This window comes from Shinella sp. CPCC 101442 (assembly GCF_024704725.1).
GTDB lineage: Bacteria > Pseudomonadota > Alphaproteobacteria > Rhizobiales > Rhizobiaceae > Shinella.
Genome location: NZ_JALIQS010000002.1, coordinates 742,315 through 759,051 on the forward strand (window position 1 = coordinate 742,315; position 16,737 = coordinate 759,051).

General features: G+C 63.2%; 20 protein-coding genes. 5 read left to right on the top strand and 15 right to left on the bottom strand.

What is annotated here, in order from left to right:
• Nucleotides 1-66: 66 nt before the first annotated feature.
• Nucleotides 67-1,362: a pitrilysin family protein gene (locus MUO32_RS08805; protein WP_308311273.1), complete on the top strand. Its 1,296-nt coding sequence runs from the start codon at nt 67-69 to the stop codon at nt 1,360-1,362.
• A gap of 69 nt (nt 1,363-1,431) precedes the next feature.
• On the opposite strand, the gene MUO32_RS08810 is transcribed toward MUO32_RS08805, so the two are convergent.
• The 3 genes from MUO32_RS08810 to MUO32_RS08820 all read right to left on the bottom strand — a co-directional run bounded on the left by MUO32_RS08810 (nt 1,432) and on the right by MUO32_RS08820 (nt 3,067).
• A complete protein-coding gene (locus MUO32_RS08810) occupies nt 1,432-1,752 on the bottom strand; it encodes a low molecular weight protein tyrosine phosphatase family protein (RefSeq protein ID WP_257947832.1) in 321 nt (106 codons plus the stop codon).
• A gap of 229 nt (nt 1,753-1,981) precedes the next feature.
• Nucleotides 1,982-2,131: a DUF1127 domain-containing protein gene (locus tag MUO32_RS08815; RefSeq protein ID WP_257947833.1), complete on the bottom strand. Its 150-nt coding sequence runs from the start codon at nt 2,129-2,131 to the stop codon at nt 1,982-1,984.
• A gap of 411 nt (nt 2,132-2,542) precedes the next feature.
• Nucleotides 2,543-3,067 (bottom strand): chloramphenicol phosphotransferase CPT family protein, encoded by a 525-nt coding sequence (locus MUO32_RS08820; protein WP_257947834.1) that lies wholly within the window; start codon nt 3,065-3,067, stop codon nt 2,543-2,545.
• Nucleotides 3,068-3,308: 241 nt separating this feature from the next.
• On the opposite strand from MUO32_RS08820, the gene MUO32_RS08825 reads away from it, so the two are divergent.
• Together MUO32_RS08825 and MUO32_RS08830 are read left to right on the top strand one after the other, a co-directional pair.
• Complete coding sequence (locus MUO32_RS08825; protein ID WP_257947835.1) at nt 3,309-3,902, top strand: GNAT family N-acetyltransferase; 594 nt, start codon at nt 3,309-3,311, stop codon at nt 3,900-3,902.
• 153 nt (nt 3,903-4,055) lie between these two features.
• The gene (locus MUO32_RS08830; RefSeq protein WP_257948240.1) at nt 4,056-6,899 is read left to right on the top strand and encodes an EAL domain-containing protein; all 2,844 of its coding nucleotides are present in this window, start codon (nt 4,056-4,058) and stop codon (nt 6,897-6,899) included.
• Nucleotides 6,900-6,924: 25 nt separating this feature from the next.
• Here the strand turns inward: MUO32_RS08830 and MUO32_RS08835 are convergent, their stop codons facing one another.
• The 4 genes from MUO32_RS08835 to MUO32_RS08850 all read right to left on the bottom strand — a co-directional run bounded on the left by MUO32_RS08835 (nt 6,925) and on the right by MUO32_RS08850 (nt 9,456).
• A complete protein-coding gene (locus tag MUO32_RS08835) occupies nt 6,925-7,200 on the bottom strand; it encodes a hypothetical protein (RefSeq protein WP_257947837.1) in 276 nt (91 codons plus the stop codon).
• Between the two features lie 197 nt (nt 7,201-7,397).
• Nucleotides 7,398-8,450, bottom strand: coding sequence for a putative zinc-binding metallopeptidase (locus tag MUO32_RS08840; RefSeq protein ID WP_257947838.1), 1,053 nt, complete (start codon nt 8,448-8,450; stop codon nt 7,398-7,400).
• A gap of 114 nt (nt 8,451-8,564) precedes the next feature.
• A complete protein-coding gene (locus tag MUO32_RS08845; protein ID WP_257947839.1) occupies nt 8,565-8,756 on the bottom strand; it encodes a CsbD family protein in 192 nt (63 codons plus the stop codon).
• Between the two features lie 94 nt (nt 8,757-8,850).
• Nucleotides 8,851-9,456, bottom strand: coding sequence for a YqgE/AlgH family protein (locus tag MUO32_RS08850; RefSeq protein ID WP_257947840.1), 606 nt, complete (start codon nt 9,454-9,456; stop codon nt 8,851-8,853).
• A 173-nt stretch (nt 9,457-9,629) separates the two neighbouring features.
• Between MUO32_RS08850 and MUO32_RS08855 the strand changes: the two genes are divergently transcribed.
• Complete coding sequence (locus tag MUO32_RS08855) at nt 9,630-10,421, top strand: protein-disulfide reductase DsbD domain-containing protein (protein WP_257947841.1); 792 nt, start codon at nt 9,630-9,632, stop codon at nt 10,419-10,421.
• A 74-nt stretch (nt 10,422-10,495) separates the two neighbouring features.
• Entirely contained in the window at nt 10,496-10,981 is a 486-nt protein-coding gene (locus MUO32_RS08860) for a peroxiredoxin (protein ID WP_257947842.1), read from the top strand.
• Between the two features lie 34 nt (nt 10,982-11,015).
• Here the strand turns inward: MUO32_RS08860 and rnhA are convergent, their stop codons facing one another.
• The 8 genes from rnhA to MUO32_RS08900 all read right to left on the bottom strand — a co-directional run bounded on the left by rnhA (nt 11,016) and on the right by MUO32_RS08900 (nt 16,737).
• Nucleotides 11,016-11,456 (bottom strand): ribonuclease HI, encoded by a 441-nt coding sequence (gene rnhA / locus MUO32_RS08865; protein ID WP_257947843.1) that lies wholly within the window; start codon nt 11,454-11,456, stop codon nt 11,016-11,018.
• Nucleotides 11,453-12,418, bottom strand: coding sequence for a homoserine kinase (locus MUO32_RS08870; protein ID WP_257947844.1), 966 nt, complete (start codon nt 12,416-12,418; stop codon nt 11,453-11,455). The genes rnhA and MUO32_RS08870 overlap by 4 nt, the downstream gene beginning before the upstream one ends.
• A gap of 54 nt (nt 12,419-12,472) precedes the next feature.
• Nucleotides 12,473-13,474 carry a 4-hydroxy-3-methylbut-2-enyl diphosphate reductase gene (gene ispH, locus MUO32_RS08875; RefSeq protein WP_257947845.1) on the bottom strand — a complete coding sequence of 334 codons (1,002 nt, stop codon included), beginning with the start codon at nt 13,472-13,474 and terminating at the stop codon, nt 12,473-12,475.
• Nucleotides 13,475-13,483: 9 nt separating this feature from the next.
• Nucleotides 13,484-13,849, bottom strand: coding sequence for a DUF1304 domain-containing protein (locus MUO32_RS08880; protein ID WP_257947846.1), 366 nt, complete (start codon nt 13,847-13,849; stop codon nt 13,484-13,486).
• 38 nt (nt 13,850-13,887) lie between these two features.
• A complete protein-coding gene (locus tag MUO32_RS08885) occupies nt 13,888-14,676 on the bottom strand; it encodes an SURF1 family protein (protein WP_257947847.1) in 789 nt (262 codons plus the stop codon).
• The gene (locus tag MUO32_RS08890; protein ID WP_257948241.1) at nt 14,645-15,028 is read right to left on the bottom strand and encodes a DUF983 domain-containing protein; all 384 of its coding nucleotides are present in this window, start codon (nt 15,026-15,028) and stop codon (nt 14,645-14,647) included. The genes MUO32_RS08885 and MUO32_RS08890 overlap by 32 nt, the downstream gene beginning before the upstream one ends.
• Before the next feature lie 166 nt (nt 15,029-15,194).
• Nucleotides 15,195-16,073 carry a cytochrome c oxidase subunit 3 gene (locus tag MUO32_RS08895; RefSeq protein WP_257947848.1) on the bottom strand — a complete coding sequence of 293 codons (879 nt, stop codon included), beginning with the start codon at nt 16,071-16,073 and terminating at the stop codon, nt 15,195-15,197.
• A gap of 58 nt (nt 16,074-16,131) precedes the next feature.
• Nucleotides 16,132-16,737 carry a cytochrome c oxidase assembly protein gene (locus MUO32_RS08900; protein WP_257947850.1) on the bottom strand — a complete coding sequence of 202 codons (606 nt, stop codon included), beginning with the start codon at nt 16,735-16,737 and terminating at the stop codon, nt 16,132-16,134.

A 16,737-nucleotide genomic window follows, 5' to 3' on the forward strand; every position in this document is an offset into this window, starting at 1 on the left:
GTTTACAGGGAGGGCCTTTCCGGTTTCCCGCGGGCGACGGAAAGGCTGAAAACGCAGAAAGTGCGCATGATGAAAGTTGAGTGCACCCGGCTTCCGTCCGGGTTGACCGTGGTGACCGAAAACATGCCCCATCTCGAGAGCGTCGCTCTCGGCGTATGGATCAAGTCGGGGTCGCGAAACGAAACCGCGGACGAGCACGGCATCGCCCACCTTCTCGAACACATGGCCTTCAAGGGCACCGAGCGCCGCTCCGCCCGCCAGATCGCCGAGGAAATCGAAAATGTCGGCGGCGAAGTCAACGCCGCCACCTCGACGGAAACCACCTCCTACTACGCCCGCGTGCTGAAGGACCATGTCCCGCTCGCCGTCGACATCCTCGCCGACATCCTGACGGAATCCGTCTTCGACGACGAAGAGCTTAGGCGCGAAAAGCACGTCATCCTGCAGGAGATCGGCGCTGCAAACGACACGCCCGACGACGTGGTCTTCGACAAGTTCTCCGAAGTCGCCTATCGCGAGCAGATCATCGGCCGCGCCATCCTCGGCACGCCGGATTCGGTGCTGTCCTTCTCGCCCGGCGAAATCCGCAGCTATCTCGATCGCAACTACACGACGGACCGCATGTTCGTCGTGGCGGCCGGCGCCGTGAACCACGACGAATTCGTCCGCCAGGTCGAGGACCGCTTTTCGACATTGCCGACCGCGCCGAAAATCTCGCCCGTGTTCGAGCCCGCCCGCTACACCGGCGGCGACATTCGCGAGACGCGCGACCTGATGGATGCGCAGGTTCTGCTCGGCTTCGAGGGCAAGGCCTATCACGCGCGCGATTTCTACTGTTCGCAGATCCTCGCCAACATCCTCGGCGGCGGCATGTCCTCGCGCCTCTTCCAGGAAGTGCGCGAGCATCGCGGCCTGTGCTACTCGATCTACGCTTTCCACTGGGGCTTTTCCGATACCGGCATTTTCGGCATCCATGCCGCAACCGGCGGCGAGAACCTGCCGGAACTGATGCCTGTCATCTTCGATGAACTGAAGAAGTCGTCGGAAACCATCCACCAGCAGGAAATCGAGCGCGCCCGCGCGCAAATCCGCGCGCAGCTTCTGATGGGCCAGGAAAGCCCTGCCGCCCGTGCCGGCCAGATCGCCCGCCAGATGATGCTCTACGGCCGCCCGATCCCCAACGAGGAGCTGATGGAGCGCCTGCAGGGCATCACCATCGAGCGCCTGACCGACCTCGCCGGTCGCCTGTTCTTCGACACGGTGCCGACGATCTCCGCCATCGGTCCGCTGGAACACCTCGTTTCCACCGGCGACATTGCACGCTCGCTGTCGCGCGGCACCATCGATCGCGCGGCGAGCTGAGCTGCCCATCGCCCTGGCGGCCGACCTTCGGCCGTCAGGCGGGAAATCCCGGTTCTCCGGCAGGCCGGTTCAAAGATGCGGAGGCACCTTCACCTTCAGCAGTTCGACGAGTGCCGGGTCCATGAAAGCGTAGTCATCGGGAATATCCAGACAGATCAGCCGCTTGCCCTTGAGGGACGAGCGGTATCCGGCCTGTATCTTGCTGCGATGGGCTTTCTCCATCACAAACACGATATCAGCCCATTCGATCTCTTCCGACGACAGCGGGTTTTCCGCGTCATTGTTCGTGCCGGCCGACGACGTCTCGATCCCCGGCCAATCGGCGAAAACCTGTTCGGCGGTCGGGCTGCGGAGCCTGTTCTGGCTGCATATGAAGAGAACGTTTTTCACGATAGCGCTTTTCCGAAATCCAAGCGTGCGTGATAGCAGCGGGACGAGAGTGCGTCGACAAAGACGCACATGTTCCACTCAAAAAACAAAACCCGCCTTGCGGCGGGTTGCTTGGTCGGGATCTGGGAGGAGGATCCCGACGGGTATCAGGGATGACCGGGCTGGCGCTGCCGCATCGGGCGCGCCGATGTCATCCCTCGTAGCGCGGGGCGCTTGCCCCGGAGCCGTATCAGCCGAAAACGACCATGCCCTTGACGGCAGCCTGGATGTTCGAGCGGGAGATGCCGAGGTCCTGCAGGGCGCGGTCATCGAGGGCGCCGAGTTCACGGACGGCGCGGCGTTCAGCGGCATTCTTCTTGAGCTTTGCGAAGATGTTCATGGGTCAGGTCCTTTGGATTTGCTTGGTGTGTTTCTCTTGCGTTGATCAATAGATAGTCGACCCCTTGCTCAAAGAAAATGCATATGCTTACACCGCAGGCATGCGGCTTTTGCATAGCACCAAAACCAGACCATTTTCGCGCGATAGTGGCTGCCTGCCAGACTATTCCAGGTCGTCCTGCACGAAGACGTCGGTGACGTGGATATCCGTCGTCTCCAGCCGTCCCGGACCGAGATTGACGAATTTGTGCGGCATTGGCCGGTCCGGACACAACCGGCCGCCACGGCCACCAGCCTGTGTCACCCACGATGAATGGCGCTCACCCTGCCGGACAATAGAGACCCATCATAGGGATGGCGATGCAGCGGCGGCCCTCCCACTTTGCGGTCGAGGCGACCGACGTCTGGCGTGTCACGCTTCAAGCGGCCGGCGGGTTCGATTGCGCCACGCCGTCACAATCCTTTCGACAGTGACATCTTCCGGCTCGCTGGTATCCACCGTCAGGTCGTAGGTGCAATAGTCATGGGTCTTCAGGTGAAAGACCGCCTCGCCGACCCTTCGATCGCTGCGTTGCAGTTCTCTCCGCTCCAGTTCCGCGACCGGCGCATGCACCCCTACCCAGAACACATCCAGCGGTGCCAGCAAGCGGTGCAGGCTTTCAGCCCAGCTCTCTTCCTCCACGATATGTTCGACGAGCAGGTCATTGCCAGCTTCGGCAAAAGATAAGATGGAGCGGTGAAATCCATCGAAAAACCGGGCACGCTCAAAACCATGCCGACGTGCATCACGCTTGATCGTGCGAAATCCCGCATCGGCCAGCTGGTCGGACGCATAATAGCAGAACGGCTCGGGCAGCGCCGTCCGCAGCGCCTTTGCCAATGTCGATTTCCCTGAACTGGATGTGCCATTCAGCAGGATGATCCGACCAGCTTCCATACAAATTCTCTCGTGCTTCTACCGCCGACACAGCGAAGATTTTTACAGGATACTTCCCCGTCAGGCCACCGTCACCCCAATCTCAGGCCGCCGACCGAAATGCGGCGGTATCCGCAGGCATGACCGCATCTGGCGCAAAGCAACGACCCGTCCGCCTCCACCATCCCATTTGACGCCATCGCGCCTCTCGGAATACTCTCATGCAAAGATGCGCTTTTGGGCGAACCGGGCGGAGGAATGGATGACACGGTCGGTTTTTCGGTTTCTGTCCCGGCAGCCCGACACTGTGGAACTCGTCAGCGACCGGCATCTGCTTCGCCTTCCGCGCTTCCACGACTACAGGCAATGGTATCAGCTCCGCTCCGAAAGCCGGCGGTTCCTCGAACCCTGGGAGCCGACCTGGCGCAGCGACGAGTTGACGGAAAGTTCCTTCCGGGCGCGCGTTCTCAGAAATGAACAGGAATTTTCATCCGGCCAGGCCGTGCCGCTGCTCGTCTTCGAACGGGCCGAAAAGACGCTGCTCGGCGGTCTCACCGTCGGCTATATCAGGCGCGGCGCGGCGCAATGCTGCATGATCGGCTACTGGATGGGCGAACGTCATGCCGGCCACGGGCACATGTTCGGCGCCCTGAAACTGGCCATACCCTATATCTTTTCGAGCCTTCAGTTGCACCGTATCGAGGCAGCCTGTATTCCAGACAACACAAGAAGCATCCGTCTCCTTGAAAAGGCCGGCTTTCGGCAGGAAGGCTACCTTCGGGAGTATCTGAAGATAAACGGGGAGTGGCGCGACCACGTGATGTTTTCGCTTCTGGCAGCCGACAGGCCGTCGTGAGCAAATCCAGCGAAACACCGAGACGACAGCTGGAACATCCGGGCGCGACAGGACTGGGCAGTACCTAAGGACAATGCGCTTTCAATGACGTCTTCATTCGTGCCGCAAACGCTGCGTGCCAGCCGGTTGCTCGCCCTCATCCTCCTGACAACGATGCTCCTTGTCGGCATGCTGACGGGCCGCGCGCTGGCCGTCGAGCCCGTCAAGATTTCCCGTGACGACACGGCGCTGGACCTCACGGCCACCACCGAGATCTATACGGGCCGCGGCGAGGCCTTCCAGGTGTCCACCGCGCCCGGCACGGACGGTATCGTGCGCCGCATCGAGGTGCGCGCCACCTCGGAGGACCACCAGGGCGACTGGGCCGTCTTCGCGCTCGCCAATGTCTCGGAAGAGCAGATCGACCGCCTGATCGTCGCACCCCACTTCCGCCTCGTGCAGTCGAAACTGTTCTGGCCGGACCTCGGCGCCAAGCGCATCATCTCGATCACGCCGAGCGAAGGTTTTGCGCTCGACCGTCAGCAGAGCGAGGAGGCGGACGTCTTCCGCATCACGCTCAACCCCGGCACGGTCGTCACCTTCGTTGCGGAACTCGCCACCCCCGACCTGCCGCAGATCTATCTCTGGGAGCCCGACGCCTACAAGGATACGGTCAACGCCTTCACGCTCTACCGTGGCATCGTGCTCGGCATTGCGGGCCTGCTCGCGGTGTTTCTCACCATCCTTTTCGTGGTGAAGGGCACCTCCATGCTGCCGGCGACGGCGGCGCTCGCCTGGGCCGTACTCGGCTATATCTGCGTGGATTTCGGCTTCCTGTCGAAACTCATCAGCATCACGGCCGGGGATGAACGAATATGGCGCGCCGGGACGGAGGTGTTCCTGGCGGCGGGCCTCGTGGTCTTCCTCTTCACCTATCTCAACCTCAATCGCTGGCACGCGCATCTTTCCTATGCGACGCTCGCCTGGATTCTGGGCCTCGGCCTGCTTTTCGGCGTGGCGATCTACGATCCGCCGATCGCCGCCGGCATTGCCCGCCTGTCCTTTGCCCTGACCGGCACGGTCGGCATCGTGCTCATCGCCTATCTCGGCTTCAACCGCTACGACCGCGCCATCCTTCTCGTGCCCGCCTGGGCGCTGACCCTCGTCTGGCTATTCGGCGCCTGGCTGACGGTGACGGGTCAGCTCAACAACGATATCATCCAGCCCGCCCTTGGCGGCGGCCTCGTGCTGATCGTGCTGCTCATCGGCTTCACGGTGATGCAGCACGCCTTTGCCGGCGGCGCCTACAGCCAGGGCCTGTTCTCCGATCTCGAACGCCAGTCGCTGGCCCTGACAGGCTCGGGCGATACTGTCTGGGACTGGGACGTGGCGCGCGACCGGGTCGTCACCATTCCCGACATTTCCATCCAGCTCGGCCTCGCGCCCGGCGTCATGCACGGGCCGGCGCGCAACTGGCTGCCGCGCCTGCATCCCGATGATCGCGATCGGTTCCGCGCCACGCTCGACGTGCTGCTCGAACACCGCAAGGGCCGGCTCAACCATCAGTTCCGCGTGCGCGCCGAGGATGGCCACTATCATTGGCTCTCCATCCGCGCCCGCCCCGTGCTGGGCGCCAACGGCGAAATCATCCGCTGCGTCGGCACGATCATCGACATCACCGAGCAGCGCAATTCCGTCGACCGGCTGCTGCAGGATGCCCTGCACGACAACCTCACCGGCCTGCCGAACCGCCAGGTCTTCCTCGACCGGCTCCAGTCGATCCTGTCGCTGACAGGCAGTTCCGACAATGTGCGCCCGACGGTGCTGACCATCGATATCGACCGCTACAAGCAGGTCAACGATGCGCTCGGCATCGCCGCCGGCGACAATATCCTGATCGCGCTCACCCGCCGCCTGCGCCGCCTGCTGAAGCCGCAGGACACCTTGGCGCGTCTCTCCGGCGACCAGTTCGGCCTGATCCTGATGTCCGAGCGCGACCCGGCCAAGGTCGCCGATTTTGCCGATGCCGTCAGCAAGGCGATCATGGTGCCGATCAATTTCGGCGGTCGCGAGATCATTCTCACCGCCTCCATCGGCCTGGTTTCCTGGGTCGATCAGCAGGAGGACGCTCCGGGCCTGTTGAACGACGCGGAACTGGCCATGTACCGGGCGAAAAAGGCCGGCGGCAACCGCGTCGAACCGTTCCGTCCCGCCTTCCGCACCTTCGGCGCCGATCGCCTGCAGATCGAGACGGACCTGCGCCGCGCCATCGAACGCAAGGAACTGTCACTCGTCTATCAGCCGATCGTGCGTCTCAAGGATGCTGAGATCGCCGGCTTCGAGGCGCTGATGCGCTGGGATCATCCCAAGCGCGGCAACATTTCCCCCGCCGAGTTCATTCCGATCGCCGAAGCCTCCGATCTCATCAACCAGCTCGGCCTCTTCGCCTTCGACAAGGCGGCGAGCGACCTGATGGATTGGCAGCTGCAAACCGGCGACCTGCCGATCTTCGTCTCGGTCAATCTTTCGAGCGCCCAGCTGCTCAACAACGAGCTTTACAACGATGTGCGCGCCGCCCTCGCCAAGACGCGGTGCGCGCCTGAGAAGCTGAAGCTGGAACTCACCGAATCCATCGTCATGGAGAACCCCGAACAGGCCCGCCTCATCCTCGCCAAACTGAAGGATATCGGGCTCGGCCTCGCGCTCGACGATTTCGGCACGGGCCACTCCTCACTCGCCTATCTCACCCGCTTCCCCTTCGATACGATCAAGATCGACAAGGCGCTGGTGCGCGACGGTTCGGACAAGCGCACGGTGCTGCTCCGCTCGGTCATTTCCATGGCGCGGGAACTGGAGATGCAGGTGGTGGCCGAGGGCATCGAGTCCGAGGAAGATGCAATCGAACTCGGCAACATGGGTTGCGAGTTCGGCCAGAGCTACCTCTTCGGCCCGCCGATCGGCTACGATTCGGTACAGCGGCTCTTGAAGGAGCGGTTTCCGCTGATGAAACGGGCGTAACGCCTCTCACCAACGGGGAGCGGCGTTAACGCGAGATATTGTCTGCCTTGGCTTCCGGCTTCGCAACGTTCTGCCAGTCCTGGCCCGATAGCACGAGACAGCTGACGCCTGCCACGTTCGTCACCACGATAGTCCAGGTGCCCTGTTCCGAGACGTAGATTTCGGCCACGGTCTGCGGGTTGACGAGACCGACGGCCGAGAGATGCTCGGCGTGCAGGGTATTCAGGAAACGCGTGACGGCATCGCGACTGGCGCAATTGTGCTGCGTTTGAGCGAGAACCGTTTCGGGATAGGCCGTCATCGCTGCCGCCAACATGACGGCAGTCACAAGGCTAAGAGTCACACAGCGTAACATGACGCACCACCTTTCGCCGGGTAAACCCGGCAGAAGAGATGCCTTCCGCTGGCCTTCTGCCGGTATCCGGCATGTCATGGCGCTCGCGGGCGAGATGCGGGCGAAGAACGCCACGCCCCATTATACAGCAGTGCGCGACGCGCTCAAAGATGAATCAACCGATTGATGAAACTGAGCTTCTCCACCACCGCAGGCGGCAGCACGAACGGGTAGCTGTCGGGCTGGCCCATGGAGCGCTGGATGGCATTCAGCGCGACGGAGAGCGGAATCCAGGCTTCGACGAGGCGGCCGGCATCGGGCGCGCGATAGGGATCGAAGGTCACTTCGGCTTCCAGCTCCTCGTGACCCTTCGGATCCGTGTTGAGGCCGAAGGCGCGGGCGGTTTCAAGGGTATCGGCGATATGGAAGAAATGCGCCCAGCACTCGGCGAAATCCTCCGCCGGATGGGCGCTCGCATAGGTGCTGATGAAATTCAACGACCAGTCGGCGGGCGGGCCTTGCTCATAGTTGCGCTGGAGGGCGGTGGCATAGTCCGCGCGCTCGTCGCCGAAGAGGCGGCGCGCCTCCTCGAGCGTCGCGTCGTCGCGAACCAGTTGCGACCAGTAGAAATGGCCGATCTCATGACGGAAGTGGCCAAGCAGCGAGCGGTAGGGTTCCCCCATCGAGACGCGCACGCTCTCGCGTACCTCGTCGTCGGCTTCGGCGGCGCGCAGGCTGATAAGGCCTGCTTCGTGGCCGGTCATCGCGGCATTGACGACATTGCCGTTGGCATCCAGTTCGTCCGCCAGGAAATCGAAGACGAGACCGCCATCGGGGTCCTCCTCGCGGGTAGGATGCGGTAGGCGCCAGCGCAGGATGGAGTAGAACAGATGGCGCTGCGCCAGCCCGATGCGCCGCCAACGCTCCAGCCCATGTGGATCCGTCGTCGGCACGATGCGGTTGTGCCGGCAGGCGGGGCAGAAGGCGTGCGGGCTGTCTGCGGGCAGCAGCCAATTGCAGACGTCCAGCGCCGCATTGTCGCAATACCGGTAGAGGCCTTCATTCGGTGCGATTTTCCAAAACCCCTCGCCTTCCGGCACCAGCGCGTGCAGCGTCACGTCCTCTGCGAGGAAACCGAGCGAGGAGCCGCAGCGCATGCACAGGCTGTTGTCGAAATGGATGGTCTGTCCGCAGGTGTTGCAGGTGAACAGTTTCATGGCGTCCCCATTCGGGCAGGATCACCCGTGCAAAATACCCGCACCGTCCGAAGACGATACGGGTATTGTTCAATCGCTGTCGCAGGCGGCGCGGGCGAGGCCCGCCGTCAGCCGTCAAAGACGGTCGATCGCGCCCTTGACGGCATCCTTGGCCTTACCGACAGCCTTCTGGGTCTTGCCCTTGGCTTCCTGGCCAGCGCCTTCGGCGCGCAGCTTGGGATTGTCCGTCGCTTTGCCGGCGGCCTGCTTGGCCTTGCCGGCGAGTTCGTTCGCGGTGCCCTTGATCTTGTCGCTCGTGCTACCCACCATCGTACTCCTGTTGTGTCCTCGCGTGCTCTTCACGCGGCGACACAACGGCGCAGAACCGTACAAGTTCCGAAGAAATGGAAACCTGTCGACGTCAGGCGTGGCCGGCTTCGGTGGACAGCATGGCGGGTGTGATGCCCATGAGCCCGAGCGCACGCTCGTACTTGCTGTCGAGATTGGTGTCGAAAATCAGCTCTTCCTGCGCGGGGCAACTCAGCCAGCCATTGTTGCCGATCTCGTTTTCGACCTGCCCGGCGCCCCAGCCGGCATAACCGAGCATCATCAGGCCGCGCTGCGGCCCGCGCCCGCGTGAAATGGCGCGCACGATGTCGAGCGTCGCGGTCATGCAGATGTCGTCGCTGACGGGGATGGAGGATTCCGACAGATAGTCGTCCGAATGCAAGACGAAACCGCGACCGCTTTCCACGGGGCCGCCGCAGCGGATGGGAAAGTCTAACGTGGAGCCCGGCAGGCGGATCACCTCGTCCTCGCCGACAAGATCGAGATGCAGCAGCACTTCTGAAAAGCTCAATTGCTGCGGCCGGTTGATCACGAACCCCATCGCGCCGTCAGCGGAATGGGCACAGATATAGACGACCGTTCGGGCGAAATTGGCATCGGCCATCCCCGGCATGGCGATCAGGAACTGACCGTCAAGGAAGCCACGTTCTCGTTTGTTTTTCAGAACCGAGATAGCCATGATGCGGGTAGCCTACCAATTCGCCGCCAAATGAAAAGCTTTCTTTTGGCCGGCGCGGCATGCCAGCCCTCACAGACACGCTATGGATCGTTCACGCCCGATCAAGCATTTATGATGACCGCCCAGGCGTTTGTCACTGGAAAGCGGCCCCGCGCGGCGCTAGATGTTTGGGTATGAAACGCTTGGAAACCGCCGCCTTCGCGCTGCTTTTCGCCTGTTCCCCCGCCATTGCGGCGACCTCGTCCTGGGTCGAGACGCCGGGCGGCGATGTGCGTCTCGTCGCGCTGCCGGCGGCTTCCGACGGTACGGTGCGCGCCATGCTCGACATCCGCCTGCACGACGGCTGGAAAACCTACTGGCGCGATCCCGGCGGCAGCGGCATTCCGCCGTCGATTGCCGTCAAAGGCGCGGAGTTGAAGTCGATCGGCTTTCCCGCGCCAAAACGCCTTGGCGACGAGACGAGCCATTATATCGGCTACGACGCATCCGTGCGCCTGCCGCTGACGCTCGCCAGGCCAGAGGGCGGTCCGATCACCGCCACGGTCTTTCTCGGTGTCTGCAAGGACATCTGCATTCCCGTGCAGGCCGAACTGACGACGGATGCGAGCGCGGAAAACTTCGCCAATCCGCTGGAGGAGATGGCGATCTCGGACGCCGACGCGACGCTGCCGCATGGCGCGGGCGATGGCTTCAAGCCGCTGTCCGGGGCATGGTCCGCCGATGGCAAGAGCATCTCCGTGCGCTTCGAGGCGCCGATGGGTGGTGCGCTGCCGGACGTTTTCCTTTCGGGCACATCGACCTTCGAATTCGGTGCGGCCGGTCCCGTTCGGCGCGAGGGCGAGACATATGTGGCCGAGGTGCCGGTGCTGCACAAACCGAAGGTTTTCGATCTCGCCACGACCACGATCCAGCTAACGGTGCGGGCGGGCGACAGGACCATGGAAAGCCCGCTTGCCATCGAGTGACCGTCGCCTATAGTCCCCTCCCCGGCCCTTCATGGCCGCCCGCCAAAGACCATTCATCTGACAGGAGAGACGCCGTGACCATTGCCGTTGGAGACAAGCTGCCCGACCTCAAGCTGAAGGAGCGCACGCCGGATGGTCCCGCCGAGGTTTCGACGGAGGACCTGTTCAAAGGCAAGCGCGTCGTGCTCTTCGCCGTGCCCGGTGCTTTCACCCCGACCTGCTCGCTGAACCACCTGCCGGGCTACCTGGAAAACCGCGACGCGATCCTCGGCAAAGGCGTCGACGATATCGCAGTCGTCGCCGTCAACGACCATCACGTCATGGGCGCCTGGGCCAACTCCACCGGCGGTGCCGGCAAGCTGCGCTTCCTGGCCGACTGGGACGCCGCGTTCACCAAGGCGCTGGGCATGGATGTCGATCTGTCGGCCGGCACGCTCGGCGTCCGATCCAAGCGCTATTCCATGCTCGTCGAGGACGGCGTGGTGAAGACGCTGAACGTCGAGGAGAGCCCCGGCCAGGCGACCGTCTCCGGCGCCGCCGCGATGATCGAGCAGCTTTGATCTGACAATCCGACGGAGGGCAGCCTGTCCTCCGTCACCCCTTCTTGAACGGCGCCATGCCCTTGCGGGCGAGTTCGTCGGCGCGTTCGTTTTCGGGGTGGCCGGCGTGACCTTTCACCCAATGCCACTCGACCTTGTGCAGCATGCGCGCCGCGTCCAGCGCCTGCCAGAGGTCCCCGTTCTTCACGGGCTTCTTGTCGGCGGTCTTCCAGCCGTTTTTCTTCCAGCCGAAAATCCATTTCGAAATGCCGTCCATGACGTATTTCGAGTCCGTGTAGAGATCGACCTCGCAGGGCGTCTTCAGCGCCGTCAGCGCGCTCATCGCGGCGGTCAGCTCCATGCGGTTGTTGGTGGTGTCGGCCTCGCCGCCGGAGAGTTCCTTCTCGACGTCGCCGTAACGCAACACCGCGCCCCAGCCGCCCGGACCGGGATTGCCCGAGCAGGCGCCGTCGGTAAAGATATCGATATGTTTCATCGGGAAAGTCCGTATTCCGCGGGGTTTTGAACCTGCCGGTGGAAGCGCAGCTTGCGCAGATATTCCAGCGGGTCCTTCTTGACGACCAGCGCGCCGGGCGGGGTCGTCAGCCAGTCGTAGAGGCGCGTGAGGAAGAAGCGTAGCGCCGAGCCGCGCGCCAGGAGCGGCAAGGCGGCAGCCTCCGCGTCGGAAAGCGGACGCACGCTCTCATAGCCCTCCAGAAGCGCCATGCCCTTGGTGAGATTGAACGCGCCGTCCTTCTCGAAGCACCAGGCATTGAGGCAGATGGCGACGTCATAGACGAGCAGGTCGTTGCAGGCGAAGTAGAAATCGATGACGCCCGAAAGGTCATCGCCGAGGAAGAAGACGTTGTCGGGGAAAAGATCGGCGTGAATGACGCCCGACGGCAGGTCCTTCGGCCAGTTCGTTTCAAGAAGGGCTAGCTCGTCCGCGATTTCGCCCTGCAAGCCTTTCTCGACCTCGTCGACGCGATCCACCGACTTCTCCCACAGCGGCCGCCAGCCGTCGACGGAGAGTGCGTTCTCGCGGGTGATTTCAAAACCTTCCCCGGCCACGTGCATTTTCGCCAGAGCCCGGCCGACCTCGCGGCAATGCTTTGCAGCCGGCTTGCGCAACCACATGCCTTCGAGAAAGGAGATCATGGCGGCGGGGCGGCCGGAGAGTTCGCCGAGCAGCGCGCCGTCGTTGCGCGGCAGCGGCAGCGGGCAGGACAGTCCGTTTTCCGCGAGGTGATGCATCAGGCCGAGGAAGAACGGCAGATCGCTCCGATCGACGCGCTTTTCGTAGAGCGTCAGGATGAAGGCGCCCTTCGTGGTGTGCAGCAGGAAGTTGGTGTTCTCCACGCCCTCGGCGATACCCTTGTAGGACAAGAGCGTGCCCGCGTCGTAGGCGGTGAGGAAGCGGGAGAGATCGTCTTCGGTGATATCGGTATAGACGGCCACGGCGGGTCTCAGGCTTGCAGGGTGAGTAAGGGAGAGAGGGCCTGCTTGATGGCCTTACTCTCCATTGACGAAGGCCATGTCGGCGGAGGTGAGTTCGATGGCGCGCAGCTCGCGATTGACGAGGAAGTGCTCGTTTTCCTCGACCGTATCGGCCAGCTCCACGACCGCATTGTAGCGCATGCGAAAGGCCTCGATGATCTCGTTGACGATGACTTCGGGCGCAGATGCGCCAGCCGAAAGGCCGACCGTGCGGATATCGCCGATCGTCTCCCAGTCGATCTCGGAGGCGCGCTGCACGAGCACGGACTTTCTCGCCCCTGCCCTCAGCGCCACTTCGACAAGCCGCTTGGAGTTCGACGAATTCGGCGCGCCGACGATGAGGAAGAGATCGCAGCCCGGCGCGGCCTGCTTGACGGCCTCCTGCCGGTTGGTCGTGGCATAGCAGATGGAATCGGCGGCGGGTGCGGTGAGGTTGGGAAAACGCTCGTGCAGGCGCTTGATGACGCCGGCCGTGTCGTCCACCGAAAGCGTCGTCTGCGTGACGAAGCCGAGATTGTCCGGATCCGGCGGCACGTATCTGTCGGCGTCCTCGACCGTCTCGATCAGGTCGACGGAACCGTCCGGCAGCTGGCCCATCGTGCCGATGACCTCGGGATGGCCGGCATGGCCGATCAGCACGACATGGCGGCCAAGGCGCTGGTGGCGCATCGCCTGCTTGTGCACCTTGGAGACGAGCGGGCAGGTCGCGTCGAGATAGAACAGGTTGCGGCTTTCGGCATCGGCCGGAACCGACTTCGGCACGCCATGGGCGGAGAAGACGACGGGCTGCTTGCGATGCTCTTCCGGAATCTCGTCGAGTTCCTCGACGAAGATCGCACCCTTGGCCTCCAGACCTTCCACGACATAGCGGTTGTGCACGATCTCGTGGCGCACATAGACCGGCGCGCCATAGGCCTTCAGCGCGAGCACGACGATCTGGATGGCGCGGTCGACGCCTGCGCAAAAGCCGCGCGGGCCGCACAGCCTGATGGTCAAATCCGGTCGGTTCTCAATCATGCGTCTCGGTTATCCGGCAATGAGGACGGCAACAAGGGCGATGGCCGCGGGAAGCGCCTGGATGACGAAAATTTTTCGCGCGGCCGTAGCGCCCCCATATAGGCCGGCGACCAGCACACAGCCAAGGAAAAACAATTTGATCTGGTAGGCGAAGGCCGGATCGGGATGGATAAGCGACCAGAAGAGGCCGGCGGCCAGGAAGCCGTTGTAGAGCCCCTGGTTGGCGGCAAGCACCTTCGTCGCCTCCGCCTCGGCCTGCGTCATGCCGAAGGCCTTCAGGCCCCTCGGGGTCGCCCAGAGAACCATTTCGAGAATGAGGATATAGACATGTTCGAGTGCGATGATCGCGACGACAATGGTTGCAAGCGCCTGCATGTTCCTCTCCCGTTTGCCCTCGCCTTTCCTACGGCATTTCAGGCCGTCGGGCGATCACCTTTTCGCCGGAAGAGGGCGTAGAGGGCGACACCGACGAGTGCGGCAGCAAGGCCATACCAGGTCACCGCATATTGCAGGTGGTTGTTCGGCAGGTCGAACTGCGTGACGGCGCCGATCGGCAGGCCCTTGGGGTTCAAGGCATCGCCGGCATCCACGAAGAAGGGCACCAGCTTGTCGGCGGGGATACCGGTGCTGGAGGCCATCACGTCGAGGTCCTTCCAGTAGAAGATGTTCTTGGCGACATCGTTGTCGGGCACGATCGAGGACGGTTTTTCCGCAAGGCGGGCGCGGGCAAGACCCGTCACGCTCTGCTCGCCGGTGAGCTGGCCCTGCTTGCGCATTTCCGGTTCCTTCGCCTCGAAGGGCACGAAACCGCGGTTGACGAACAGGAACCGGCCATCGGCAAGCTGGAGCGGCGTATAGACGTAGTAGCCGGTCTGGCCGCGCCAGGTGGCGAAGAAGTGGCGCTCCCGGTTGTTGGCGAAGACGCCCGAGACGGTGACGGGGCGGTATTCGATATCCTCGCCCCTGGCGGCCAGCGCCTCGATATCCGCAAGCGATGCGGGAGGCGCGGCGCGGCGTTCGGCCATCTCGGCGAGAAGCCGGTCCTTCCAGTGCAGGCGCTGGACCTGCCAGGTGCCGAGCGACAGCAGGATGGCGAGCGCAACGAAGAAAGCGATCCCGGCGAGGATCGGCTTGCCCCTGCCGCCGCGCGGGCGATGGCTTGCCGGGACCTCAGCCACGGTCGATCTCGCCGGGACGGGCATTGTTGCGGTATTGCAGCGTAATCAGCAGGCCCTTGAGGACGCGCGTCAACCACAGGCCGAGGCCGATGGTGAGCGGGAGCCACAACAGGAAATGCGCCCAGAGCGGCAGGCCGTAGTTGACCTCCATCCACAGCGCCGAGCCGACCACGATGAAGCCGACGATCAGCAGCACGAAGACGACGGGACCATCGCCCGAATCGGCGAAAGAATAGTCGAGGCCGCAATTGGCGCAGGCGGGCTTCACCTTCAGGAGACCGTCGAACAGCTTGCCCTGGCCGCAGCGCGGGCAGCGGCCGCGCAGGCCGGCACCGATGGGATCGACGGGGGGATAGAGTGCCTTGTCCTCGTCCATGCGCAATGTCCAGTTCAGCAGGTCTTCGGCCACGCGGCCTGTTCTCGATGTAACGCTGCCCTGTCGCCGCGTCCAATGCAAAAGCTGCGACAAAGCGGCCGGGTGAAGCCGCAAAAGCAAACGGCCGCATCGCTGCGGCCGTTCAAGACAGTCGAGCCGGGCTCGCTTACATATGCGCGATCGGCGCGCCCCAGCCACCCCAGATGTAGATGGAGAAGAACAGGAACAGCCAGACGACGTCGACGAAGTGCCAGTACCAGGCGGCGGCTTCGAAGCCGAAGTGCTGCTTGGGGGTGAAGTCGCCACGCAGCGCCCGCACCAGGCAGACGATCAGGAAGATCGTGCCGACCAGGACGTGGAAGCCGTGGAAGCCGGTCGCCATGAAGAAGGTCGCGCCGTAGATCGAGTCCTTGAAGGCGAACGGCGCGTGCGCGTATTCGTAACCCTGAACGAAGGAGAACAGGATGCCGAGCAGCACGGTCAGCGTCAGGCCGTTGATGAGGCCCTTGCGGTCATTGTGCAGCAGCGCGTGGTGCGCCCAGGTCACGCAGGTGCCCGAAAGCAGTAGGATGACGGTGTTGTAGAGCGGCAGGTGCCAGGGGTCGAGAACCTCGATGCCCTTCGGCGGCCAGACGCCACCGGTGTGCTCGACACGGGCGGCCTGAATGGCTTCGCCGGGGAAGAGGCTGGCATCGAAGAACGCCCAGAACCAGGCGACGAAGAACATCACTTCGGAAGCGATGAACATGATCATGCCGTAGCGCAGATGCAGCGACACGACGCGCGTGTGGTGCCCTTCATGGGCTTCCTTCACCGTGTCCGCCCACCAGGCGTACATGGTGTAGAGCGTGATCACGAGGCCGATGAAGAAGATCCAGGGGTTGGCGAGGTTCACACCGAACAGGTGGAAGGCGCCGCCCGAGAGATAGCGCATGTAGCCGATGCCGCCGAAGGCGAGCACGAAAGCACCGATGGAGGCGAGCAGCGGCCACGGGCTGGGGTCGATGATGTGGTAGTCGTGTTTCTTCTGGTGCGCATCGGCCATGTGACGTATCCCCAATGTATCGCGTTCCGTTCCCGGCATAGCCGGTAACGCATAAATTTCAAAGCTTGTTCGCGTCGTCCGTCTTCCCGTCCGCAGCCGAAGCCACCGGCTTCGACGCCTCATGCGGAAAGAAGGTATAGGACAGCGTGATCGTGTGGATGCCCTTCGTCTCGACCGGCTTGACGATCTCCGGATCGACGAAGAAGACGACGGGCATTTCCAGTTCCTCTCCGGGCTTCAGCGTCGTTTCCGTGAAGCAGAAGCACTGGACCTTGTTGAAGTAGGCGCCGGCGGCCTGCGGCGTGACGTTGAACGTCGCCTGGCCGGTCGTCGCCTTGGAGGCCATGTTGCGGGCCTTGTACAGGATCTGGACGGTCTCGCCGATCTTCAGCTCGACCTCGCGCTCAACCGGCTCGAAGGTCCAGGGCAGGCCCGGGCCGACATTGGCGTCGAAGCGCACCTTGATCGTCTTGTCGAGAATGACGTCCGAGGCCTGCTCGACGCGCTGCGTCGTGCCGCCGTAGCCGGTGACCTTGCAGAACATTTCGTAGAGCGGCACGGCGGCATAGGCCATCGCGCCCATGCCGATGACGAAGGAACAGCACATGGCGACGACTGCGCCGTTGCCCATGCTGCTCTTTTCGGTCTTGCGGGGTTCGCTCAT